At 40.5% G+C, this 23,941-nt stretch carries 20 protein-coding genes and 2 pseudogenes; 13 read left to right on the top strand and 9 right to left on the bottom strand.

The features are described from left to right. Window positions 1-401 precede the first annotated feature (401 nt). The 8 genes and pseudogenes from NXV01_RS13435 to NXV01_RS13400 all read left to right on the top strand — a co-directional run bounded on the left by NXV01_RS13435 (window position 402) and on the right by NXV01_RS13400 (window position 8,327). Window positions 402-1,724, top strand: a complete 1,323-nt coding sequence (locus NXV01_RS13435; protein WP_191031537.1) for an MATE family efflux transporter — start codon at window positions 402-404, stop codon at window positions 1,722-1,724. 151 nt (window positions 1,725-1,875) lie between these two features. Continuing rightward, on the top strand, window positions 1,876-2,724 hold the full coding sequence (locus NXV01_RS13430) for a methylated-DNA--[protein]-cysteine S-methyltransferase (RefSeq protein WP_191031536.1): 849 nt from the start codon (window positions 1,876-1,878) through the stop codon (window positions 2,722-2,724). 11 nt (window positions 2,725-2,735) lie between these two features. Beyond that, window positions 2,736-3,677, top strand: coding sequence for a DUF1848 domain-containing protein (locus NXV01_RS13425; RefSeq protein ID WP_259022638.1), 942 nt, complete (start codon window positions 2,736-2,738; stop codon window positions 3,675-3,677). Window positions 3,678-3,703: 26 nt separating this feature from the next. Then, window positions 3,704-4,552 (top strand): RteC domain-containing protein, encoded by an 849-nt coding sequence (locus NXV01_RS13420; RefSeq protein WP_195342153.1) that lies wholly within the window; start codon window positions 3,704-3,706, stop codon window positions 4,550-4,552. A gap of 212 nt (window positions 4,553-4,764) precedes the next feature. After that, the gene (locus NXV01_RS13415) at window positions 4,765-5,124 is read left to right on the top strand and encodes a helix-turn-helix domain-containing protein (RefSeq protein WP_259022637.1); all 360 of its coding nucleotides are present in this window, start codon (window positions 4,765-4,767) and stop codon (window positions 5,122-5,124) included. Further along, window positions 5,087-7,130, top strand: a pseudogene (locus NXV01_RS13410) (AAA family ATPase). The gene NXV01_RS13415 and the pseudogene NXV01_RS13410 overlap by 38 nt, the downstream one beginning before the upstream one ends. A gap of 12 nt (window positions 7,131-7,142) precedes the next feature. Then, window positions 7,143-7,421 (top strand): helix-turn-helix domain-containing protein, encoded by a 279-nt coding sequence (locus NXV01_RS13405; protein WP_224263118.1) that lies wholly within the window; start codon window positions 7,143-7,145, stop codon window positions 7,419-7,421. A 384-nt stretch (window positions 7,422-7,805) separates the two neighbouring features. Beyond that, the gene (locus tag NXV01_RS13400) at window positions 7,806-8,327 is read left to right on the top strand and encodes a dihydrofolate reductase family protein (protein ID WP_259022636.1); all 522 of its coding nucleotides are present in this window, start codon (window positions 7,806-7,808) and stop codon (window positions 8,325-8,327) included. 106 nt (window positions 8,328-8,433) lie between these two features. Here the strand turns inward: NXV01_RS13400 and topB are convergent, their stop codons facing one another. Genes topB through NXV01_RS13385 form a run of 3 tightly spaced genes read right to left on the bottom strand, consistent with a single transcriptional unit; the run spans window position 8,434 to window position 12,226 of the window. Then, the gene (gene topB / locus NXV01_RS13395) at window positions 8,434-10,515 is read right to left on the bottom strand and encodes a type IA DNA topoisomerase (RefSeq protein WP_259022635.1); all 2,082 of its coding nucleotides are present in this window, start codon (window positions 10,513-10,515) and stop codon (window positions 8,434-8,436) included. After that, window positions 10,512-10,700, bottom strand: a complete 189-nt coding sequence (locus NXV01_RS13390; RefSeq protein WP_259022634.1) for a hypothetical protein — start codon at window positions 10,698-10,700, stop codon at window positions 10,512-10,514. The genes topB and NXV01_RS13390 overlap by 4 nt, the downstream gene beginning before the upstream one ends. Continuing rightward, window positions 10,697-12,226 carry a DUF3945 domain-containing protein gene (locus tag NXV01_RS13385; protein WP_259022633.1) on the bottom strand — a complete coding sequence of 510 codons (1,530 nt, stop codon included), beginning with the start codon at window positions 12,224-12,226 and terminating at the stop codon, window positions 10,697-10,699. The genes NXV01_RS13390 and NXV01_RS13385 overlap by 4 nt, the downstream gene beginning before the upstream one ends. 198 nt (window positions 12,227-12,424) lie before the next feature. Between NXV01_RS13385 and NXV01_RS13380 the strand changes: the two genes are divergently transcribed. Beyond that, window positions 12,425-14,992, top strand: coding sequence for an AAA family ATPase (locus tag NXV01_RS13380; RefSeq protein ID WP_259022632.1), 2,568 nt, complete (start codon window positions 12,425-12,427; stop codon window positions 14,990-14,992). 119 nt (window positions 14,993-15,111) lie between these two features. On the opposite strand, the gene NXV01_RS13375 is transcribed toward NXV01_RS13380, so the two are convergent. The 6 genes and pseudogenes from NXV01_RS13375 to NXV01_RS13350 form a co-directional block, all read right to left on the bottom strand. Then, window positions 15,112-16,323: a TraM recognition domain-containing protein gene (locus NXV01_RS13375; RefSeq protein WP_259022627.1), complete on the bottom strand. Its 1,212-nt coding sequence runs from the start codon at window positions 16,321-16,323 to the stop codon at window positions 15,112-15,114. A gap of 4 nt (window positions 16,324-16,327) precedes the next feature. Further along, on the bottom strand, window positions 16,328-17,980 hold the full coding sequence (gene ltrA, locus NXV01_RS13370) for a group II intron reverse transcriptase/maturase (RefSeq protein ID WP_259022626.1): 1,653 nt from the start codon (window positions 17,978-17,980) through the stop codon (window positions 16,328-16,330). A gap of 647 nt (window positions 17,981-18,627) precedes the next feature. Further along, window positions 18,628-19,548 (bottom strand): annotated as a pseudogene (locus NXV01_RS13365) (YWFCY domain-containing protein); the annotation flags it as partial. 20 nt (window positions 19,549-19,568) lie between these two features. After that, on the bottom strand, window positions 19,569-20,807 hold the full coding sequence (locus NXV01_RS13360) for a relaxase/mobilization nuclease domain-containing protein (protein WP_259022625.1): 1,239 nt from the start codon (window positions 20,805-20,807) through the stop codon (window positions 19,569-19,571). Continuing rightward, on the bottom strand, window positions 20,792-21,229 hold the full coding sequence (gene mobA, locus NXV01_RS13355) for a conjugal transfer protein MobA (RefSeq protein ID WP_259022624.1): 438 nt from the start codon (window positions 21,227-21,229) through the stop codon (window positions 20,792-20,794). The genes NXV01_RS13360 and mobA overlap by 16 nt, the downstream gene beginning before the upstream one ends. 17 nt (window positions 21,230-21,246) lie before the next feature. Next, window positions 21,247-21,450 (bottom strand): hypothetical protein, encoded by a 204-nt coding sequence (locus NXV01_RS13350; protein ID WP_259022623.1) that lies wholly within the window; start codon window positions 21,448-21,450, stop codon window positions 21,247-21,249. 125 nt (window positions 21,451-21,575) lie between these two features. Here NXV01_RS13350 and NXV01_RS13345 point away from each other — a divergent pair, with 125 nt between their 5' ends. The 4 genes from NXV01_RS13345 to NXV01_RS13330 are packed head-to-tail and all read left to right on the top strand — an operon-like array spanning window position 21,576 to window position 23,835. Then, the gene (locus tag NXV01_RS13345) at window positions 21,576-21,929 is read left to right on the top strand and encodes a hypothetical protein (RefSeq protein ID WP_259022622.1); all 354 of its coding nucleotides are present in this window, start codon (window positions 21,576-21,578) and stop codon (window positions 21,927-21,929) included. After that, window positions 21,926-22,687 carry a ParA family protein gene (locus NXV01_RS13340; RefSeq protein ID WP_259022621.1) on the top strand — a complete coding sequence of 254 codons (762 nt, stop codon included), beginning with the start codon at window positions 21,926-21,928 and terminating at the stop codon, window positions 22,685-22,687. The genes NXV01_RS13345 and NXV01_RS13340 overlap by 4 nt, the downstream gene beginning before the upstream one ends. Before the next feature lie 4 nt (window positions 22,688-22,691). Further along, window positions 22,692-23,153: a DUF3408 domain-containing protein gene (locus tag NXV01_RS13335; RefSeq protein WP_259022620.1), complete on the top strand. Its 462-nt coding sequence runs from the start codon at window positions 22,692-22,694 to the stop codon at window positions 23,151-23,153. A 1-nt stretch (window position 23,154) separates the two neighbouring features. Continuing rightward, a complete protein-coding gene (locus NXV01_RS13330) occupies window positions 23,155-23,835 on the top strand; it encodes a hypothetical protein (protein WP_259022619.1) in 681 nt (226 codons plus the stop codon). Window positions 23,836-23,941 lie beyond the last annotated feature (106 nt).

Genomic DNA, 23,941 nt, shown 5'->3' with positions numbered 1-23,941 from the left:
CATGCTATATATACAAAATAGATAAATCCCTGTAAAGTGCTACTTTACAGGGATTTATCTATTAATTGAAGCGGAGAGACAGGGTAATGAACCCATCTCCTTATGTCGCTTTAATTCAACTCTTTATCAATATGTCAATGCCTTAGGGGGTACAATTTAGGTTTCAAAAAAGACGTTTATCTGTCGTCCTTTGACTGTTCATTGTCTGCCTAAAACTTCGGTTCAAAGATACTGCTTCTTTTTGGATTACGCAAATGTCTGAATATAAATGTTTCAGCTTAGGTGTAAGGTGCAAGCTATATATAGATATATACTTGCACCTTACACCTAAAGCAAGAATCGGGTTGCTCCCATAAAATCCTATTACGTAATTTGCAGCTATTTTATAAAATAACTCAATTATGCAATTTACAAGTAAAGAAATTCGTCATATCACATATCCAGTATTAATCAGCCTATTAATGCAACAACTGATAGGATTAACAGATACAGCATATTTAGGACGTGTAGGAGAAGTTGAATTAGGCGCATCGGCTGTAGCAAGTATGTATTATCTTGCCATTTATATGTTAGGGTTTGGTTTTAGTGTGGGTGCTCAAATTCTAATAGCCCGCCGTAATGGAGAAAAACAGTACCATCGCATAGGTGCTATTTTCATGCAAGGAACATTATTCTTATTAGTCATAGCAACCTGTGTATTCATCCTCTCAAAAGTTTATTCCCCGCAGTTACTACATTTGATGATAAAATCTAAAGATGTGTACTATGCCGCAATAGATTATATGGACTGGCGTGTATATGGCTTCTTTTTTTCTTTCATATCAGTGATGTTCCGTGCATTTTATATCGGTACAACACAGACAAAGACATTAACAATCAATTCTGTTGTTATGGTACTTACCAATATGATATTGAATTATATTTTAATCTTTGGTAAATTAGGATTTCCAGCTATGGGGATTGCTGGTGCAGCTATCGCCTCTTCTATCTCGGAAGCTGTATCGGTTATATTCTTTTGTATATACACTCACCAAAAGGTAAACTATAAACTATATAGGTTATTCCATTTTGCAGGCTTTAAAATAAAGACCCTGTTAGAAATATTGAATGTGTCTTTTTGGACAATGATTCAGTCATTTATATCTACTGGTTCATGGTTGGTCTTTTTCATTGCGATAGAACATCTTGGAGAACGTTCTCTTGCCATAACTAACATAGTACGGAATACTTCTGCTCTATTATTTATTTTTGTCAATGCTTTTGCATCTACAGGTAGTTCGCTTGTTAGCAATTTAATAGGGAATGGAGAAATTAAAAAGGTGATGCCACTATGCAACAACATAATTAGAAACTGCTATTGTTTTGTAATTCCATTGGCTATTATTATTGCGATATTTCCTACGATGTTCCTACGTATATATACAGATAATCCGGATTTGATAGCAAATGCCCTACCGTCACTTTGGGTAATGTTGTCGGCATATATAGTTGCTGTTCCGGCTTTTGTCTATTTCTTTGCAGTTTCGGGAACAGGCAGTACACGTTCAACCTTATTTATTGAATTGTGCAGCCTATGTATATATGTCGGCTACATCGTATATATTGCGGTTTACCTAAAAATGGATGTCGCAATATGTTGGACCTCGGATATTGTTTATTATGCCATGATTTTCACTTCTTTTTTTTATCTATGGAAAGGCAACTGGCAAAATAAGAAAATCTAATGAAGCATCAATATAATATTTTGTGATATAACATTTTAGCATACAATAGCAAGAAATGGGTTGTAGGCATTAGTAGCAATCCCTATCTTTGCGCCTATTTCATATAGTACCGAGAGCGAACCATCTTTAGGATTTATCAAACATGGTTATTATGATTGAAAATATAAACTATACAAGAATTGAAAAAGCTATTCAATATTTGGTTGAAAACTTTAAGCAACAGCCAACATTAGATGAATTAGCACAATATATTGGCGTAAGTCCTTTTCATTTCCAACGAATATTCACGGAATGGGCAGGAATAAGCCCAAAGAAATTTTTGGAACATCTCACGATAGAAGCCTTGAAACAAGAGTTACAAGATACTTCCAACCTGATTGAAGCAGCCGAAAAAGTGGGGCTATCTGCCCAATCGAGAGTTTATGACTTATTTGTAAAAATAGAAGCCGTCACACCACAAGAGTACAAGAGCAAAGGAGCAGGTATTCGTTTTGAATATGGCTTTTCCGCAACTCCTTTTGGAGAATGTTTTATAGTTTCCACATCAAGAGGGATATGTGAAATGCAATTTTCAGATTGCGATAGAAACTCTCTAATAAATGAAATAAAGCACGGATGGGCAAATGCACAATTCTTTCAAAATGACGGGATGGCTCAAGAGATTGCAGAAAAGATTTTTTCGCCTTATGCAGAAAACAAATCACTTACGCTATGGTTGAAAGGAACTCCATTTCAAATAAAAGTTTGGAAGGCATTACTTGAAATTCCATTTGGAAGTGTAACATCTTATAGTCAAGTTGCCACAAATATAGGAGATACGCAATCAACCTTTGCTGTAAGAAGAGCCGTTGCGAATAATCCTGTGGGCTTTGTAATTCCTTGTCACAGAGTAATACGTAATACCGGAATTATAGGCGATTATCATTGGAAGAAAGAAAGAAAAGCAACTATCATCGGCTGGGAAAAAGCGATTAAGAATAAAACAATAAATAATATCTAAAAAAATTAATAATGATATTATCAGTAAGTCGTAGAACTGACATCCCTGCTTTTTATTCAGAATGGTTTATTAACCGTTTACGTGAAGGGTATGTGTTAATTCCTAATCCATATAATCCAAATCAGTTAAGCCGTATATCATTGTCTCCTCAAAAAATAGATTGTATTGTTTTTTGGACTAAAAACGCACTGCCATTACTAAGGAAATTAGATGTTATTGAAGATTTAGGATATAAAAATTATTATTTTGAATTTACAATTACAGCCTATGATGATAAAGTAGAAAAGTATCTTCCACAAAAAGAGAACGTTATAGAAGTATTTCAACGACTAAGCGATAGAGTTGGCACTAATCGGGTAGATTGGCGGTTCGATCCTATAATTATCAATAAACAGTTTACAGAAAGCTGGATATTAAATCGTTTTGAACAATTATGCAAATCGTTGGCAGGATATACGAATAAATGTATTATTAGTTTTATTGATATTTATAGGCATATCCGCCCAAATTTCACCGAAATACCTTTAGCGGTGAAAGAAAATATAGTGGAAAATTTAGTGAATATTGCATCCGCCTATAATTTGAAACTTTATATGTGTAGCGAAAATCAAGATTACAGTTCGTATGGATTATACCATTCGACTTGCATTGATAAAGAAAAAATAGAAAGTATTATTGGCTGTAAGCTCAATGCCCGAAAAGATATTGGACAGAGAAAGAATTGCGGATGTATTGAAAGTATTGATATTGGAGTCTATAATACCTGTAAATATGGATGCAGTTATTGTTATGCTACTGAATATTCCACTATAAGTAGAAATGAAGAAATGCAATATAATCCATGTTATCCCATATTAACAGGTTATCCTACTGGTAAAGAGAATATAACAAATAAAAAGACAGTCTCTTTAAAAGATTATCAATACTCCATGGACTGTTTTAAAGAAATATAGTACAAACAAATTTTCACGCAAATCACATGAAACAATACATAGATAAGTTATTGTCTAAAATTAATACAGAGATAGAAACGTCCTGTATGGATAGTGACGTATCTTCCGATAAAGCTATATATATGATTGATTTCATCAGACCATTATTTGAAGAACTAAGAGAGTTTATCCACCAATATACTTTTCAGGATGCTAATGAAGAAATATTATTCTTCAAAGATATTAAGCCATTCATTTTAAGCAAACTGATATATTTTAATGACATATATCTACTTGAACTAAGAAAGCCGAACGGCAGCAAAGAAGTTCTAAAAGAGTATTATAAAAAAAAGCAAACGGCAATAACGGAGTTTTGCAATGCTAATCTTGACTTCTACCAATATTATCGTTCTAAAGCCACACACTTAGATAGATATTATTTTCTTAGAGAACATGAGAATTACAAACTATGCCATAACTGTGGTATGTTTGATAAAGACCCATTGTTTTCAACTTGCTGCGACCATAGGGTTGCTAAGATGCTGGCTTATGATATGTTGGAAATCTATCTGCAACAACGATTACAGGAACTTGAAAGGAAAGAAGTAATAGAAAATAGCAGGACTTCATTACCTGACAATCCTTTCCTATGGACGGGCACAAAAATAGCTGCTATCGAATTGGGATATGCTATCTATGCTGCCGGAGTACTTAATAATGGAAACGCTGATATAAAAGAGATAATGACTTATATAGAAGCATCATTCAAAATAGATTTAGGGGATTATTACCGGACTTATCTTGCAATAAGAGAAAGGAAGAAAGATAAGACATCATTCCTTACCAACCTTATAAATAAGCTCCTGCAAAAAATGGACGAAGACGATAAGTTATAATAAACTTCCTCTAAAAAAACTACCAAGTTACTACCAACTTGGTAGTTTTTTTATGCCCTATTCTAAAGTAGACTTTCACCCTCTTTTCTCCTTGTTTCACCCTGTTTTAGCACCAATTCCCACAAAAAAACAAATCAACCAACTTGGTAGTATCTTGTAAGTTTTATCTTTTGCAACTCCCGACCTTTGCAGCAAATCAATTAGTTAGCAAAATGGAGATAATAACATTCGAGTCAAAAGCCTATAAGGATTTAGACAACAAAATTACCGCTATCGCCGATTATATATTCAATCACACAGAAGCGAAAAACACCAATGAAGATGAAATTTGGGTGGATAGTTACGAAGTCTGTACATTCTTAAAAATCAGTGACCGGACATTACAACGCTTACGGGCTGCAGGGACTATCACCTATTCCAACATCAAGGGGCATTATTTCTACAAAATCGGAGAAATAAAACGATTATTGGAAGAACGCCTGATAAAACGAGATAAGGACAGTATTAATGACCTGATAACCAACCACCAGCTATATGTTAAGGAAAGAAGAAATATTAGAAAGGACAAGTAACGGGTTATCCGTATTCAAGCACTATGTACCCGGTAATTGGCGGATAGGTCGAAATTTCTTAAACCCGCTTTATGAAGATAATAAAGCATCCTGTAACATCTATTTCGACCGCCGAAGCGGTATTTATAAGATGAAAGATTTCGGCAATGACAATTATAGTGGTGATTGTTTCTTTTTCGTGGGGCAACTTAAAGGGTTGGACTGCAATAATTCGATAGATTTTGTGGAAATACTGGAAACCATAGACCGGGATTTGGGATTGGGACTGACAATAGGCAATCCAATACCTGTTACCCGTACTTCTTTCCGTAAAGTAGATGATATACCAGAAGAAACACCTGAAAAAGAAAGCAAACCTTACCAATTCAGGGAACAGAAATTTCCGCTTGCTGAATTGATGTATTGGCAACAGTATGGTATCACACCGGAAGTGTTGGAACTCTACAAGGTGTGTTCCTTACGGGATTTTCAGAGTATAACGGCGGATGGGACACCGTTCACTTATACTTCATCAGTGACAGAACCGATGTACGGGTATAAGAATAAACGGTATATTAAATTGTACCGTCCATTCTCAAAAAAACGTTTTCTATATGGTGGTAACTTCGGGGAAAACTATTGTTTCGGATTGGAGCAACTACCCGCAAAAGGTGATACACTTTTTATTACTGGTGGTGAAAAAGATGTCATGTCATTGGCGGCACATGGTTTCCATGCTATTTGCTTCAACAGTGAAACAGTAGCTATCCCGCCTACCCTGATTTATAAACTGACATTCCGTTTTAAGCATATCATCCTATTATATGATACCGATAAAACGGGCAAAGAAAGTGCACGCAAACAGGAAAAGCAGTTGGAAGAATTTGGAATAAAACGGTTGCTTCTACCTCTTTCCGGTACAAAAGAGGAAAAGGATATTTCCGATTATTTCAAGGCTGGGAATACCCGTGAAGATTTCCTGAAATTGTTTATCGAATTTTTAGATAACCTATATAGTGATACATTGATTATGCTTAAATCGTGCGAAATAGACTTCAATAATCCTCCGGCAAAAGCAAAGGTGATAATTTCCGCCGGAGATGTTCCATTGGGGACACAAGGAAACTTGTTCGGTATTACAGGCGGCGAGGGAACAGGAAAAAGTAATTATATAGCCGCAATGTTGGCGGGCTGTATCTACCAACCGGATAAGGAAGTAGATACGCTTGGCATACAGATAGCCGCCAACAGTAAACATAAAGCGGTATTACTTTATGATACTGAACAGTCCGAAGTGCAACTGTTCAAGAATGTAAGTAACCTGTTGGCACGTGCGAAGCAACCGGACAAACCGGAAGAACTGAAAGCATTTTGTCTGACAGGTATGTCCCGAAAAGAACGGCTGCACGCCATTGTTCAAAGTATGGATAAGTTTTATTACCAATACGGGGGCATACAATTAGTAGTGATAGATGGTATTGCCGACCTTGTAAAGAGTGCCAATGATGAAATGGAAAGCGTGGCGGTGATAGATGAACTGTACCGATTGGCAGGAATTTATAATACCTGTATTCTTTGCGTGCTGCATTTCGTACCCAATGGATTGAAGCTGCGGGGACATTTAGGCTCGGAATTACAACGTAAGGCGGCAACTATCCTTTCCATTGAAAAGGATGAAGAACCTACACAATCGGTGGTAAAAGCCCTTAAAGTAAGGGATGGTAGCCCGTTGGATGTTCCTTTGATGCTGTTCGCATGGGATAAAACAGTCGGAATGCACCTTTACAAAGGAGAAAAGCCACGAGAGGAAAAAAGAGAAACGCAAGGAAAAGGAACTGGTCGGGGTTGCCCGTGACGTGTTCGGCAGACAGAAACACATCACCTACATAGACTTATGCGAACAGATACAGCAGATTTTGGACGTGAAAGAACGTACCGCAAAAAGCTATATCCGCTTCATGAGGGAACGGGAAATTATCATCAAAGACCCGTCCAACCAAAGTTATTTTATGATTGGTTTAATTTAATCAGGCAGCCTTATGTATATAGACAAAGACGATTTTACCGCATGGATGGAACGTATCATGAATAGGTTCGATATGCAGGACAAGAAGATAGACCGGGTAATAAACGGGCGTAACTGCTTGGATGGTGAAGAACTGCTGGATAATCAGGATTTGTGCCTGTTGCTGAAAGTAGCCCCCCGGACGCTAACCCGTTACCGGAAAAAAGGAATACTCCCTTTCCTTATGCTGGATGGCAGGTGTTATTACCGTGCTACGGACGTGCACAAGTTAATACGGGAGAAAACCGATTAATTTTTTCTTTTCTAATGGCTTTTAATCCTGTTTTGTCGTGAGATAAGGCAGGATTTCTTTGTTTTGTATGCCTGACTTTTCAGGGATTTAGCTAACTTTGCAAAAGTTACATAAGAAAATAACGGCGATTGAACAGTAACCTGTGATTTCGTCTTTATATATAACATATTCGTTCGCAGAACGTCTCAAAGTAGAAAACTGGCACTTTTCAATAATGACGAGATTTTCAGCGCAATGTCTATGCTATGTTTTAACATAGCGTGGGCTTGCCTGTTTCGTCATTTAGGTATGCCAGTACCTCTACTTTGAAGCAGTGTAAGTTCACGCTTCTTTTTTGATGCACTGGCGAACAGTTTATTAATGGAAACTGTTAAATAATTAATCATGAAACATTTAAAGACTTGTATTGCCGTATCTCTTGATGGCTTCATAGCCACAAAGGATAATGAATTGGACTGGATGCCTGAAAACGTCAAAAAGGAAATTTCGGTAGCCTATGAACAATCCGGTGTACTTCTTACCGGAGTAAATACCTATACCTATATTTTTGAACATTGGGGTGGATGGCCGTACAAAAGTAAAAAGACTTTTGTCGTGTCCCACTACGATACCAATGTGACGGAAAAAGAGAATGTAACCTTTCTTACCGATATGCCTTTACATGCAGTCAATGAACTTAAATCAAGTTCGGAAACCGACATTCAGGTCATTGGTGGCGGTAAATTCATAACCTCGCTGATCGAGGCGTCCCTGCTGGATGAAATTACCCTGTACATTGTCCCGGTCATGCTGGGGGACGGTATCAGGTTCATAGGAAAGACATTCGGGGCAAAATGGGAACTGACCCAAAACAAGATACTGGATAATCAGGTGGTTTGCCTGACTTACCGATATAAAGGGGAATGATTTTGAAAAAGCACCCGGTATCCCTCCGGGTGCTTCAACCACAAAAATTTCAATTATAAATCTATCCATAATGAAACTTTCTGTGGCAAATATAGCTATTTCCAGCTTATTTCTTCGGCTTCCCTTTCTTTTCAGGGAAAACAAAAGTAACATTAAACTGCCCGTCAAAAGCAAGTGAAGCATCAAAAACTTTGCCGTTTTTACTTTTGAAGCCTTTGATTAACCCGGTTTTCCCGGTAGTCACCAGTTCGGTAATCTGTTTGTCCGTTAGTTGTTTTTCGCTCTTGTTGCGGAAAATGGTAACGGAACAATCCACATTGGAACACTTTGCGACTTTTGGATAAAACAGAATGCGTCCGGTCTTGCATTTCGGGCAGACACAATTTCCACCCGAAGCGAACGAAAGCTGAACATCCAAAAGTTCAGCCGTGATTTGCCCTGCGTACACCTCGATACCTTTGCGGAACGTTTCGGGGTTCATTTCTCCGCTTTCTATCTTGGCAAGCGTATTTTCCCATATACCCGTCATTTCCACGTCTGCTATTTTCTTGTCCCGGATGATGTTGTAAACGGCAAGCCCTTTCTCGGTCGGGACAAGGTTCTTTTTCTCCCGGATGATGTACTGGCGGGAAAACAGCGTTTCGATAATGGCTGCCCTTGTTGCGGGCGTACCGATACCCGTGTCTTTCATGCTTGCTTTCAGTTCTGCGTTTTCCAGTTCCTTACCTGCCGTTTCCATCGAAGAAAGCAGGCTGCTTTCCGTGTGTAACGGTTTGGGCTTGGTCTGCTTCTCCAACAGTTCAATACCGGAAAGCGGCAGACTGTTACCGTCCTGCATCACGGGTAAAGCGGTGTTATCTTCCCCGTCCTCTTTCTCACCGAATACGGCACGCCACCCGGCGGACTTGGTTACAGAACCTTTAACCGTGAAAAGCGACCCGGCGCATTCCAGCGTTACACTGGTAACGTCTTTGACGCATCTTTCAGAAAAGGCTTCCAACATCCGTCCGGCTATCAGTTCATAGATTGCCTGTTCGTCCGCTTCCATCTTGCCGGGCAGGTTTTCGGTCACAATCAGGGCGTGGTGGTCTGTTACCTTGCCATCATTTACCGGACGGGGATTTAAGGCTTTGCCTTTCATCCCTGCGGCATACCCGGAAAAGCGGGTGTACTGCTCCAAATTAATAAACCGTTCCGAGATTTCCTCGAATACGTCCTGTGATATGTAACGGCTTCCGGTTCGGGGATAGCTGATAAGTTTACCCTCGTATAATTTTTGTGCTATGGATAATGTTTTATCTGCGGAAAAATTCAGTTTCGTATTCGCTTCCTTTTGCAGCGTGGTAAGGTCATAGAGCAACGGCGGTTCTTGATTCACTTCCTTACGTTCTACGGATTTCACCCGTACCGTTTCCGCTTCCTTTATCCTTTGCAGCGTGTCGATGGCGATCTGCTGCATATCGTATTTATCTACGGATAGTGCCGTAAAAGCTATATCATCCATTGCCGACTGTAATTTCAGTTGCCAATACTTTTGCGGGACAAAGTTCTTGTTCTCCAAAAAGCGGGTACATATCATTGCCAACGTGGGCGACTGTACCCGTCCCAAAGAGAATATTCCTTGTCCGGCTGCAACGCTTAAAGCCTGTGTACCATTAATTCCTATCAAATAATCCGCTTCGCTACGTGCCTGTGCCGAATGGAACAGGTTATCATACAGGCTACCGTCTTTCAGGTCTTGCAGTCCCTCACGGATTGCCTTGTCCGTAAGGCTGCTTATCCATAAACGGACAAAGGGCTTGTCGCATCCGATATACTGGTAAATGTAGCGGAAGATAAGCTCCCCCTCTCTTCCCGCATCCGTAGCGACTATTATCTTGTCCGACTGGCTGAATACCTCTTTGATTACCTTTAGCTGTTTCAACGCTCCGGGGTCAGCCTTGTACCCCTTATCCGCTTTCACTTGTCGGGGTGTAAGTTGAAAACTATCCGGGATGATAGGCAGGCTTTCCCGGCGGAAACTCTGTATGCCGTAGGCTTCCGGCATTGCCAAACCTACAAGATGGCCGAACGCCCAGGTAACGAGATACCCGTTACCTGAAAGGTAGCCATCCTGTTTTTCACTCGCTCCTAAAATGCGGGCAATGTCCCTTGCCACGCTTGGTTTTTCTCCGATTACTGCAATCATTCTAATTTCGATTTTAATTGTTCCACATCTTTTTGTCTTAGGATTTTCCGGTCATAGTAGATGTGATAACCATCTACATAAAATTGTCGGTTCTGCTCGTCTATGGTTTTCCAGTCCGTTTTGTAACAGTCAAAGAGAAACAGGACGAAACCGATAACCGGGATAAGGATTAATACCGCTATCATCTTTTGCGTCCCCTGCTTTGTTTGGGTTTATCCGTCTGCTCCTGCTTCTCCTTTTTATCCTGCTTGGTTTTCTGTTTTTCAGTGGGCTTGTCCTGACCCTTTTTCAAAGGTTCTTTCACTTTCTTGGTGGCTTCGTTGGTCTTGCCCTCCGAATTAACCGCTACCTGTGTACGGTTCTTGCTTGCCGGAGTAATCTCTTTCACGGCGGAACGGTCAAAACTGGGATTATCGCTGTAAAAGCCGAGTTTCTTCTTGTCATGATTCACCTGTATATAAGCATCGTATTCGACCCCTCTCTTGTCTTTCAGCCCGGCAACAAAGATGGTCTTGTCATCGACTAAATCCTGCTGTTGCTGGCGGGATAGTTCTATTCCTGAAATACTCTTGGGGATGGTTACACCGTCACTGGTGACAAGGTTGTTCGGCTGATCCTGTTTTTGCCGTTGCTCCTGTGATTGTTTGGCATTGGGATAGATAAATTCCAGACTTTTCTTGTCGGCATTGACTTGAACGGTAGCTGAAAAAGGATTTTTACGGTTGGAAATCATGTTTTCAAGGAATATTCCTTTTCCCTCCCGTAAGGCTTGCTGCTGTTCCTTACTAAGTTTGACACCCTTTATTTCATCAGGGATTTGGACGCTGCTTGCACGCATGGAAACCAGTTCATTCGTCACCTTATCCACACTGACGAAAGAGGGTATCATTTCTCCCGTGATGTAGTTTTTCAGGTTTACGATCCGTCCCATATTGCCCGTTTCAAGAAGATTGGCTCTATCCTCTTTGGAAAATTCATGCCCGAAGAACGGACGTTCAAGTTCCGGCTTTTGGCGGATGCCGTGTATCGCCAAAACCACATTCCCGTCCTTGTCATGCCGGAAAGATAGGCGTGCGTCCAGCTTCATAATGGCGGAATTGTAGTTTCCTGCGATGGAGAACGCACCGGGCGACTTATAGCCCCTTAACATGGGTTCTAAAGCCTTTGCCTTTTCAAGCTGTTCTTTGGAAAGCCCGAAGTTTTTCAGGGCTTCCCAGTCTACCTTGTCAGGGTCGATAACATACTTGCTTTTGTCAGGCTGTTGCGGTGCTTGTGCCGTTGCTTCCTGCTGCGGTTGCTGTACCTGCTGTTGTGTTTGGCTTGGTTGTTCGTTCTTCACATCCTGTTTCTGTGTTTCGGGCGTTACCCGGTAGCGTGCTATGTCCGCTTCATTTTCGGGTGTCGGATGGTCGAAGTTGTCCCTGATTATCGGTGTAATCTTGGGAAGTTCAATCTTAGGAATTTTGAAGAAGTTGAAACGGGTAGGGTTCTTCAACTGGTTCATCATGTTGGAAAAGAAATTGGAAAAGAAATCGCCGTGACGGTCGAATTTCAAAAGTTCGCTGTTGTTCTCCGGCGGTACGGTTTGGAGTTCCCCGTTTTCATCCACGCCTTTCACTGCGCTGATTGTCTTTTTCTCCTTATCCAATACAAGAAGAATATCCATCATCTGTTCGTCAGTGGTGGATTGGTTGGCTGTGTTTACATCCATAATATTTTGAATTTTAGTGAGTAAATAAAAATTTCGGAAGTAAAAGTAAGGATGAAATAGAGTATATTTAAGGATTTGGGAATGGGTGGCTTCATTAGTCCTCGTTTGGCTTCATTAGTCATAACTAAATTGGTTAAAACTTGATTAGTATATAAAATTATCATACATTTGTGAATAACACATTAAATTTAAGAAATTATGAGTTCAACAACAGGAACAAAAAGAAACTTAATAGATTTTTTATGGGATTGGGCAGAAAGCTATGGACAATGGAGTAAACTACTTGTAAGTAGTATTGTTGCGTCTGAAAAGCCTCTTATTCAATCTGAACGAGATACGATTTTTGAGTATTTTTTACAAGATATAGGATTAAGAAATGGGCTTCCTGCAATTTCAAAAGCTAAACCTACCTATATACCTGTTTCTAAAAAAATAGAATTGCTATCCTTGTCTGATATTCAAGGTGTTAATAAATTAGCTCAAAATCAGTGTATAAAATTTAGCAAAAATATAACTGTTATTTATGGAGAAAATGGAACAGGAAAAACTGGATATAGTAGGATATTAAGATCTTTGGGTTTCAGCTATGATAATACTACTAAAATTTTACCCAATATTTACGCTGAACCTACCCCAATGACAGCTTGCATAAAATACAAAGCAGGAGAAAATGAATATACTTTCAATTGGGATGGTGTAACGTTGAATATGGATTTACAAACAATATCAGTATTCAATAATAGCTGTGTAAATATTTCACTTAACGATGGTAGGCAATTGATTGTGTCGCCAATTGGGTTCCATTTGTTTAACTTGGTTTCAGAGGAATTAGGCGAACTAAATAAAATGTTAAATGAAAAAATTAATAAACTTCAATGTCCTTTAGAGTGGACTAAAGATTTACATGAAAATACGCCCCATTTTACATATATACAAACACTTAGTTCTAAATCATCAAAAGTGAAATTAGATGAATTAAGGATGTTTAGTACAGAACAGGAAAAAGAAATTGAAATAAAAGAAGAGGAGTTAAAACGACTTAATAAAACGCTATTAGAAACAGAACTTAAAAATTTTACCTTGCAAATTTCTGAATTAAATGAATTTATTACAAATTTAGAAGGTGTAAATAAAAAAATAAATTCTTCTATTTTTGAAAATTTCGTAAATACAAAAAAGAAAATCATTGAACTTAACAAGAAATCAAAATTAGGGATAAAAGATATTGCAGAATCTAATGGCGTTGATTTTTATCAAACAAAAGAATTTGAAAATTTTATAAATTCAGCAGAAGAATATATAAAAATATTGGGAAAAGACGATTATCCTTCACATGATGATATATGCATATATTGTCGGCAACCTTTAATGACAAATGAAGCAAGAAATTTGCTTAAAAGCTACCATCAATTACTGAATGACACCACGCAGGATGAGCTCCGTTCTTTAAACAAACAGAAAGATGAGTTAATTGAGAGTCTGAAAAACATAAACATAGACTTTGTCTTCCATCAGCCTACATTCGGTACAAATGAAGATAGTAGTAGTAAACAGCCCAGTGAAATTATTCAATTTCGTGAGAAAATACTCTCCTTAATCAACTTAATAATTGAAGATAATGAGAATATATTTGATAAAGTATTTGATGTAAATTATGAAGCTATAAAATCTTTTTTACTATCCACAAAAGAAACAATAAGTGATATTGTTTCTAAAAAGAAAGAAATACTTCAAAATATTGAAAGCCAAGAAAGTAAGATACAAACCGTAATCAATGAATTAAAAGACAGACAAATATTTTCAAAGCATTACAGAGACATAATAAATGCAATCGAAGTTTTAAAGAAAAAAGAATTATTGGATAAAAAGCGTAGTTGCTTTAATACAACCTCTATTAGTAAAAAAACTACAGATGCAAGAGAAGAATTGATAAAAAGTCATTTTATAGAAAATTTTAATCAGGAATTAAGGTCTCTAAGAAAAACATATATTAATGTCGAATTAAATTTTGGTACAACAAAAGGTGTCTCAAAAATACAGCAAAAACTAAATACTAAATATTTTCTATCAGATATTTTGAGTGAAGGAGAACAAAAAGCTATTGCTCTCGCTGAATTTCTCACTGAACTGCAATTAGACAAAAATGTAGCCCCTGTAGTGTTTGATGACCCTGTTAATAGTTTAGATCACAATATAATAGATGATGTGGCAAGAAGATTAATAAAGCTTTCTAATGAAAGACAGGTTGTTATCTTTACACATAGTGTACTGCTTTTTAATAGTATATTGTATTTTAGTAAACAGCCTTTATTAAAAAATACTACATGCATTTTCCTCAACTCTAAAAGTGAATTCGGAGAAACAGGGGTTATTACAGAAGCGGAAGAAGAAATAAATAGTGTGAACAAATATATGTCAAAAATTAACCCTTTAATAAATAATACGCCTAAAGGAAGAAGTGAAAGTGACGTTGCCTCAGATGGATATGGATATTTGCGTTCAGCTATAGAATTATGTGTTGAACAAGAAATATTTCAAGGAACAGTAAAACGTTATCAAAAAAATATAGCATTAACTTCTTTTGTGAAAATTAATGGAGAATTGCTCAACCAATGCAAAGATAAGTTGAATGAAATATTTGAAAGGAGTTGTGGCTATATAAAAGGACATAGTAATCCAACGGAAATAGACAACGAACCAAAATTATCAGAGTTCATAGAGGATTATAATGAGTTTAAAAGAATTAGAGGACTTTTTATCAAATAATGTGTAAAGTAATCTTCATAACTGTATATTATTTTCTTTCAAAATATTTTTAACAACTCCACCTCTACTATAGTTATCTATAGCAGAGGTGGAGTTTTTTTTTTAACTTCCAATTAACTTTACTCTTCTACTTCTTTTAACAAATATCGTAAATCCGGGTTATTTTTTATCCTTTCCATTTCGTCCGTGATAATCTGCTGGACTTCCTGCTTGATCCGGTTGTAATTCGCCTGTATTTCTTCCTGCATCCGGTCGTTTCCGTCCTCGTCACTGAAATCTATAATTTGGGGCAGCTTCTTATAGTTGGCAGTTTCCCGCTTCACCTGCTCGTTATCCACCACAATCTCGCAATGGAATATTTTCTGCTCTATCCTTTCATCGAAACTGTCGCAGACCGCACCCACAAACATACCCTGTGTCAAGCCGGATATTTTACTGGGCGGTATCAGGCTATCCATTTGCGTACTGATAGAGGTTGATTTGTCATTCCGGTTGATAGTCATGCTTTGCCGTTTCTGTAATACCTTTCCAAAACGTTCTGATAGCGTTTTTGCCGTTTCCGAAACCACCTGACCGGAAAAGATATTACCTACCGTATTTTCGATTACCTTGCTTTCCTTGTCCCCGTAATCCCGGCGTAACTGGCTGAAATCCTGAAAACCTAAACAGACCGCTACCTTATTGCTTCGTGCCGTTGCTATCAGGTTATCCAGTCCCCGAAGATATACTGTCGGCAACTCGTCAATTATCACGGAACTTTTGAGTTGGTGCTTCTTGTTTATCAGCTTCACAATACGGGAATTATACAGTCCCAAAGCACAGGAATAGATATTTTGGCGGTCAGGATTATTGCCCACCACCAATATTTTAGGTTCTTCCGGATTGTTTATATCCAGTGAAAAATCATCCCCTGTCATTACCCAATATAAAGCGGGTGAAATCATCCTCGAAAGCGGAATTTTTGCACTTGCAAGCTGCCCCTGTAACTGGTCTTGCGCATTGGATTCCCATGCGTCCATGAACGGTGATAGATAGTTTTCCAGTTCGGGATAACTCGTTAATATCGTGAATGTATCGGCATATTTCTTGTTCAGAAATTCGATGGCGTGCGGGAATGTACAGTACTTACCACCCTGATAGATGCGCAAATACCAAATGATAGAAGCGAGCAGGATAATCGGACTTTCTACGAAAAAGTCCCCCTGCTTGGTTATATCGGGTAAGTCAAGGGCATTACTGCCCCCTTCTCCCCTAAGAACCGTACGTGAGAGTTTCCCCTCATACGGCTCAAGCAACTCAATATTCCTATTTGTCGTTAGAAATCGGCTCATACTTTCAACTATTTCGTTTATTTCGCTTGTAGCAGTTGTTGTGGACAAGTTGCCGTACAATTGAACCACCAACAGATATTTCATTGACGTTCCATGCTTTTGTACAATCTATCTCCTTGCCACATAACGGACAAATCCGCTTCTGCTTGTTCCATAAATATAAGAGAGACTTGCGTCCTTTGAGAGATTCCAGCATTTGTTGCTCCTTTCGCTGAAAGAAATAATCATCGTATTCCGGGTCGAAAGGGTTTGCCTCACCTTTGACTTGTTTGTACGGAGTATAATGAATATCCGACAACTTTTTAAGAGTTAGGTAGTTGACCCTCTTGTCCTTTGTTTCATATTTCCATGCAAAAGTCCATCTACGTCCCCTTAATTTGTGCCAATACTTATTTGCCACCCAAGACTTCTTCTTTTTGGGATGGCGACGTAATGCCCACTTATTTGTAAGGGTGTATATGTGATTGTCACAACCGTGAAAAGCATCGGTTGATGCACCATATCGGAAGTAATTCCCCCAACCTGTTATTACAGGATTGAGCATTCGTATTAACGATTCCTGTTTGCACATCTTATGTCTTTTAACGATGTCGCTGATTTTTGCTCTAAAGCGTTTTTGCGAATCTTTGGACGGGGACGTGTATAGACTTTTGTTGAACTTCCTTATATTGAATCCCAAGAAATCAAATCCATCAAATATATTTGTGATGGTCGTTTTCTCTTCTGACAGAGTAAGCCCCCTTTGCTTGAGAAATTCTATCACAAGAGGTTTGACCTCGTTTTCCAATAATTCCTTGTCTCGACCAGTGATTATAAAGTCGTCAGCATAGCGAATAAGATTTACCTTGTAATGGAATGTCTTATAGTTGATGAAACGTCTTTTAAATCTTTCAGCCAAGAGTGGTTGAAGTCCATCCAGCGCCATGTTAGCAAGTGTCGGTGATATGATACCTCCTTGCGGTGTGCCCTCCTCTGTCGGGAATAATTTACCATTGAATACAGCACCACATTTCAACCATTTTCTGAGTATCGTCTTATCCATAGGGATATTTTCAATAAGCCAGTCGTGACTGATGTGGTCGAAGCAGCCTTTAATATCTCCCTCCAAAACCCATTCGGGGGAATGCTGGCGATTTAGAACTGTGTCAATTTGACGAATTGCGTCCATTGTCCTACGCTTCTTTCGGAAGCCGTATGAGAAACGGTCGCCTGTCGTCTCGGCTATCGGTTCTAATGCCATGAGATATAATGCCTGCATAGCCCTGTCTTTCATGGTCGGTATTCCCAACGGTCGGAGTTTACCGTTCTTTTTCTTGATGTGAACCCTACGGAGTGGCTGCGGATTGTAGCCCCGTCGTATAAGTTCACCGATTGCTTTGTACTTTCGCTTGGGAGAGTCCCAAAGCTGTTTATCTACTCCAGACGTATTCTTCCCTTTGTTGGAAGTAACTCTCTTAACTGCCAATGCCTTGGCATAAAAAGAGTGAGAGAGCATCCATTGCAAGGCTTTCACCTTGTTATGTCTGCCTTCTTTCTGAGCCTTTACAATACGCGCTTGTAGCTTTCGGACATAGGTTTCACACTTGGACCAGTCCATTCCGTCCCAAGTCAAATTCCTGTTGTCAGCAGGCGCACACGATGTTTTAGTTTCGTTCATTTGCTTTCCTCCTTTTGAAAGTTCTAAAAGTTATCTTGTAAAGAGTTACCATATACGGAAGTCTGCCCACTTTCGTGTCGGATGATGTTACCAACATAAACTCGTTATGCCGATGCAATCCGTATCCTCCCCATTACAGGGCGGCATTCGCTTTCTCCGTTATCTCATACCTGCACCTCATTCGGCTCGCCTTGCGGTTCGCTTACTCGCTGTGTTGCGAGAGAGATACACGCTTGCCCTGTTCCACGTAATTGACAAACGGATAGTTTAGGTTCTGCAAATCCGCCGGCAGTGCTATGTCCGTGCAACCCCAAACATGGGCTAGGGTTATCCGACTGCTTACCTTTTGGTAGGAGCGAACAGTATCTTGCGCTCTTTCAAACCTCACGACGGCTAAAGTCAGTTCACTTACGTTAACCATGCTATCCAGCCTAGCCACTCGGCAGTATGATACTAACCGCCTTTGACATACCTCACGGTTCTGTCTTATCCTCTCGGAAAGTGTACATTGTCCTATAAGCTTGGCACAACCCATCACTGGAGATGCACCTTATAGTAGACTACCGTTGACGGAACAACGGGTTAAATCTCATGATACAAGTTTGTGTATCATTGTTCAACAATCAATTACGTGACTTTTCAGGTCACACCCAACTGCGATTCAAATTTAACATTATCGTATAACTGGCTTCGTATGCGTCCGATATGTCCGTCATAAATGCGGGATTTATCGGGTTGCATCGGTGACTTTTGCGTGGGTCGTCAAAGTTAATGATATAAAATTTCGGCTTTACCTTATATCCGTCCGAGTGGTTAAGTAAATGGTTATAAGCTATTTCTGACAAATCAGGAAATTTGTAGTCATATAGATACATTGCGAAGCCTTTTTCAATCTGCTGTTTGATAAATTGATTGATAACACAAAAAGACTTGCCGCTGCCCGGATTTCCAACAACGATGGACGCACGTTGGGGCGATACAACGTTTATCCATCCATCGTTCCACTTCTTATTATAATAAAACCGGGTGCGGAGATTTACAGAATACTCGTTTTCTATCAGACGTGTTTCCTGTGCGAAACTTTCATTTTCTATATTAAATATATCATCCATCAGGTTATTTTTCAATAAGCGTGAAATCCATACTCCGGCAGCCAACAGCGAAAGATACCCGGTAGTCATGGTGAGGATGTACAATACCGTATTTGTCGCCAATGGCAACGGCAGAACCAACAGCCACCAGTTCAGGAAAAACAGGATAAAACCGATTGTCAGGAATACATAAATCCTGTTCCATGTGATTTTTTCCTCTTTCACTCCTTTTGTACCCAAACAGGAAAGCGCAAGGAACACCACCGAAAAAAGTTTGGTGTACAGGATATTGGAGAACAGCCCGGCGGTACGCTGGAAGTTCAGCAGGATTTTATCGACTACCCCGATATTGATGCCCCACTGCCTGAACGACTGGTAACAAAACCAGTAAATGTTTATCACCACAAATAAAATACTAATTGCCCGCATAAAGTCCATGACCTTTGCAAGTCCTCTTAAATCATCTTCATTCTGCATAATTGAAATTTTTAGGATTACTAAATACGTTTTTGTTTCTTCTTCCTTTTCTTCTTGGGTGGCGGAACTTGGCTGTTATCGGGTGGTGTATCGTCCCCACCGGATAATAGGTTGAACAGTCCCGCAATGGTTTTGCCTGTATTTAAAAAGTGTCCGATCGGGTTAAATTCCGGTACGTGTTCCTGCGTTTCCTGTTTGCTGTTTCCTGTCAAAGTACGGAAGCCTGTAAACAGGTCGTTGAACACATTGGCGGAAAAGCCCTTTCCCAACCGTGAACCGTTCAGGACGGTACGATTTTCGTGGTCGATGAATGTTACACCGTATATCCTGCCTATATTGTTTGGCCGGAACAACACATCTATTCCTTTCGCTTTTAACTCCGTAATAAGCTGTTCCCGGCTGCGGGCGGATTTCATCACTGCGCCGACTGTCCGGCGGGTGCGTTCTTTCAGGTTCTTGTCCTGAATGTCCTTTGCGGATTTCTTGATGTGCCTTTGGATGGCTTCGTAACCTACCGATTTACCCAAAGAGGAAGATTTGAACGGGTTTCCCTGCTTTTCTCCTTTGTCATTGGTCGCTGAATAGACAATGCCGTTATAGGGTTTGCCGTTCACTTCCCCTTTCACTTCTTCCGCCTGTACATTATATATAGATAGCAGTGCTTTGTACTCGGTGAAACTCTGGAAACGGTAACTTCCGGCAAGGGCTTTCACGGCATTGGATAACTGGTGCTTCACGTCCCCTGGCCGGTAATCCACCTTTTTGAGTTCGGGACGGTCGGCTGCCTGTTTTTTCTCTGCCGGATGCAGCCCGTACTTCTGTTCCAGTTCACGGGTGATTTGTTTGCTACGTACATGCTCGAATTTGTCATTTATCTTCTTGCCCGTATCATCCACCCGGATAGAAACGATATGTATATGATGCCTTGCAATATCGCAGTGCTTGTACACCATGTACGGCTGATTGCCGTACCCCAACTTATCCATATACTCTTTGGCAATATCCGCAAGCTGGCTATCGGAAAGCACATCGTCCGGGTGCGGGTTCAGAGAGATATGGATAATCGGTTTTTCCGTTTTCAGGTCTGCGGGCAGGTGCATATCGAAACACTCCATACATCGCCGGATGCTGAAATTTCCGTCCTCACTTTCAAACATACGGTTGCTTAACAGTACCTTTCCCTGTTCTTCATCCACCTTGTTTTGATTGTAAGCGAGCGCACCGAACAGGGAACTGCCTACACTTATCTTTGCAACCATCTTGTTTCAAACTCACGGGTCAGTTCAATAATTTGTCGGTTCAGGTCGGCAAGTTCCATCGTTGCCTTTTCCAGTTTATAGAGAAATGCGAGTGCTTTCTTCTCTGAAAAATTGGTGTTGAGAGCCTTTACCACCTGATTGTAATTCACGGCAATACCCCTGTATTGGGAATATAAAGCGGTCAGCCGGGTATAATATTCGACTGCCGCCTTGTCGATTCTTATCACTTTGAACGGTTCGCCGAAGATGCGGGCAGTAATAAAGTGCGCTTTCGTGCGCATACCGGACTGGTCGAACAATGCCAAAAAGCGGGCGTGGTCTATCGCATTGAAGCTGATAGAGTACCGGAACACCGCCGGGTCTGCTTTGGGCTTTCGTCCCGCGCCACCCGGACAGGGCGCATTTTCATTTTTCTGTTTCATACTTCTTTTTTTAAGGGTTACGACTTCGGAGTGACCCTATCCCGGCTTCGTCCGGGCAAGGCGTTCAAAGCTGCTGAAAGAATTTCAAGCAGCGCAGAACACACCTTGCTATTTGCCAGTGCAAATAAAAATCCGCCTACGGACGGATTAGAGTTAGCGGATATTGGAACGCTCCCGACACCGGGGGCTTGGTTAGCCTGACCGATACCTTTCGGTTGCAAAGTAACGGGTATTAAAAATGCTGTGAAATAGCGGGTTATAGGACAAACGGGGACATTTGAGGACACATCTCGAAACGGGTTGTTTTTCTATGTTTATTTGTCCCGGATTTAAGAAAGAAAGCAATATGGACGGATGGAAATATGTATCGGCAAGCGGACGGAAAGAAAGCGGTTTTGAAAACTTGAAAACAAGATTTCAAGATTGCAATATTTCAAGAAAGCAGGAAAGCAAACCGGATGGAATGATTGCAAGCAAACAGTCTGCAAAGAAAACAAGCTGTCTTTGTGGAATGAATGAAAACAAAGAAGCAAGAAAGCAAACAGACTGTCTTTGCAGAATGATGGAAAGAAAAGAAGTAAGTAAGAAAGAAGTCATTCTCTCTTTCGGACTTTCAACATGGAACGAAAGAAAACTATCCGTCAATCTGTACGGATGGAATGAAATAAAGATGTATCACAATAATTCAGTATTACAATGAAGAAAGAAACCTTGTATGTGGCTTTCTCCACCCAAAAGGGCGGGGTCGGCAAAACAACATTCACCGTCTTGGTGGCAAGTTACCTGTATTACCTCAAAGGCTATAACGTGGCGGTCGTGGATTGCGACTACCCACAACATTCCATTTCCGCCATGCGCAAACGGGATGCCGAACAGGTGAACGGCGATGAGTATTACAAACAGCTTGCCTTTCACCAGTTTAAAGCATTGGGAAAGAAAGCGTACCCGGTGCTGTGCAGTTCACCGGATGAAGCGATAAAAACGGCGGATGAATATCTTGCGTCTGCCGGGATGGACTATGATGTGGTCTTTTTCGACCTGCCCGGAACGGTAAACAGTGAGGGCGTTATCAACTCCCTTTCAGGGGTGGATTATATTTTCACTCCCATAGCCGCCGACCGGGTGGTATTGGAAAGCAGCCTTTCATTTGCAGTGGCTATCCATAAACTGCTGGTAAAGAATGAAGCGTGCCGACTGAAAGGGCTGCACCTGTTTTGGAACATGGTAGATGGGCGGGAAAAGACAGACCTCTACACCCTGTATGAGCAGACCATCGGGGAACTGGAACTACCCCTAATGAAAGTATTTATCCCCGACACCAAAAGGTTTAAAAAGGAACTGGATGCACAGCGTAAAACCGTGTTCCGTTCCACGCTGTTCCCGGCGGACAAACGATTAGTAAAAGGCAGCAACATGGAAGAACTGATAACCGAAATCGCATACCTTATAAAACTGTAACGATATGGCAAAGCAAAGCGGCGGGAAACCGCAAATTGACGAGGATTTTATGAAAGAGATTATTTCACAGGGCTTACCCGTGAAGAAACAGGAAACGCCATCGGCGACGGTGAAAACGGAAATAGAAACACCGGACAAACCGGATGATAAAGCGGGTTCAGTGGAAACAGTGGATAAACAGGTAACGGCAAAGGAAGAAAAGGCAGCGAAAGAACCTGCCCGGCGGAAAAAGAACGCTCCGGGTGACTACCGGGAAACCTATTTCATGCGGGTGGACTTGACCGACCGCCAACCGTTGTACGTTAGCCGTGCCACGCACGAAAAGCTGATAAAGATAGTAACCGTTATCGGCGGGCGCAAAGCGACCGTCAGCAGCTATGTTGAAAATATCCTGCTCCGTCATTTCGACCAATTTCAGGACGAGATAAACAAACTGTACGAAAGCAAATTTGAAAAGCCATTCTGATATGTTGAAGTGGTTTATTATCGGAACGCTCCTGTATTACGCCATCCTCTTATGGCGATACCGGGATAGTTTGGGAACATGGTTCACAAGCGGAAAAAGAGAGCCGGAACAGCCGGGAAGCAAACCGACCGTGAAAACCGAAAACAGGGATTCTCTTGTAGGTGCAAGCCGTTACCGGATGGGACAAATGAGGACAAACGGGGACATCTTAGGACACCTTTCGAAAGGGGTGGATAATGCTTCTATATTTGTTCCGCAAAGCGAGGAAACAGAGGAAGAAACACCTATTCCGCAAGCGATTGACACCGAATTTGAAATGGAGTTTGAAGCGGAAGATGCGGAAGAACTGGACGTTTTACAAGATGAAATCGAAGCGGAAGAAATCGCCTGTTACATGGGTGAGGGTGAACCGGAAATGGCACAGGGTATCACGCTGGGGGAACTGGGTCAAATGGTACAGGTCATTCAGGTTAAACAAGCATCCGAAGCGGAAGAACAGCAAGCAGTACAGACTATCTGCCGGACGGAAACAAACCTGTTTCATTCACTGGTGGAACAGATTAACGGGGGCAGGTCACGGGTAGCGGAACTTTTACAAAAGCATGAGATACCCGTACCCGCTACTGTCCCGGCTGCCGGAAGTAATGAAATGGCAGCCTTTGACATGAACGATTTTCTTTAATGGTAAACTTTAAATAATAAGATGATGAAACAAAGAGAGTACGGTTAAGACAAACCTTTCTAAACACTGGGGAACACTCCCCGCAACCACAAAAATTCAATTATTA

Source organism: Bacteroides sp. BFG-606, from assembly GCF_024788145.1.
In the GTDB taxonomy this organism is placed as follows: Bacteria; Bacteroidota; Bacteroidia; order Bacteroidales; family Bacteroidaceae; genus Bacteroides; species Bacteroides vicugnae.
This window is presented reverse-complemented; position numbering and strand designations above follow the sequence as displayed.

Excerpts from the sequence above, each read along its gene's own strand:
- NXV01_RS13385 (WP_259022633.1), bottom strand. The coding sequence starts at position 12,226 with ATGGATGTAAACACAGCCAACCAATCCACCACTGACGAACAGATGATG.
- NXV01_RS13360 (WP_259022625.1), bottom strand. The coding sequence starts at position 20,807 with ATGGTTGCAAAGATAAGTGTAGGCAGTTCCCTGTTCGGTGCGCTCGCT.
- NXV01_RS13400 (WP_259022636.1), top strand. The coding sequence starts at position 7,806 with ATGAAACATTTAAAGACTTGTATTGCCGTATCTCTTGATGGCTTCATA.
- NXV01_RS13435 (WP_191031537.1), top strand. The coding sequence starts at position 402 with ATGCAATTTACAAGTAAAGAAATTCGTCATATCACATATCCAGTATTA.
- topB (WP_259022635.1), bottom strand. The coding sequence starts at position 10,515 with ATGATTGCAGTAATCGGAGAAAAACCAAGCGTGGCAAGGGACATTGCC.
- mobA (WP_259022624.1), bottom strand. The coding sequence starts at position 21,229 with ATGAAACAGAAAAATGAAAATGCGCCCTGTCCGGGTGGCGCGGGACGA.
- NXV01_RS13380 (WP_259022632.1), top strand. The coding sequence starts at position 12,425 with ATGAGTTCAACAACAGGAACAAAAAGAAACTTAATAGATTTTTTATGG.
- NXV01_RS13345 (WP_259022622.1), top strand. The coding sequence starts at position 21,576 with ATGGACGGATGGAAATATGTATCGGCAAGCGGACGGAAAGAAAGCGGT.
- NXV01_RS13430 (WP_191031536.1), top strand. The coding sequence starts at position 1,876 with ATGATTGAAAATATAAACTATACAAGAATTGAAAAAGCTATTCAATAT.
- NXV01_RS13420 (WP_195342153.1), top strand. The coding sequence starts at position 3,704 with ATGAAACAATACATAGATAAGTTATTGTCTAAAATTAATACAGAGATA.
- NXV01_RS13340 (WP_259022621.1), top strand. The coding sequence starts at position 21,926 with ATGAAGAAAGAAACCTTGTATGTGGCTTTCTCCACCCAAAAGGGCGGG.
- NXV01_RS13335 (WP_259022620.1), top strand. The coding sequence starts at position 22,692 with ATGGCAAAGCAAAGCGGCGGGAAACCGCAAATTGACGAGGATTTTATG.
- NXV01_RS13390 (WP_259022634.1), bottom strand. The coding sequence starts at position 10,700 with ATGATAGCGGTATTAATCCTTATCCCGGTTATCGGTTTCGTCCTGTTT.
- NXV01_RS13375 (WP_259022627.1), bottom strand. The coding sequence starts at position 16,323 with ATGAGCCGATTTCTAACGACAAATAGGAATATTGAGTTGCTTGAGCCG.
- NXV01_RS13330 (WP_259022619.1), top strand. The coding sequence starts at position 23,155 with ATGTTGAAGTGGTTTATTATCGGAACGCTCCTGTATTACGCCATCCTC.
- NXV01_RS13415 (WP_259022637.1), top strand. The coding sequence starts at position 4,765 with ATGGAGATAATAACATTCGAGTCAAAAGCCTATAAGGATTTAGACAAC.
- ltrA (WP_259022626.1), bottom strand. The coding sequence starts at position 17,980 with ATGAACGAAACTAAAACATCGTGTGCGCCTGCTGACAACAGGAATTTG.
- NXV01_RS13425 (WP_259022638.1), top strand. The coding sequence starts at position 2,736 with ATGATATTATCAGTAAGTCGTAGAACTGACATCCCTGCTTTTTATTCA.
- NXV01_RS13405 (WP_224263118.1), top strand. The coding sequence starts at position 7,143 with ATGTATATAGACAAAGACGATTTTACCGCATGGATGGAACGTATCATG.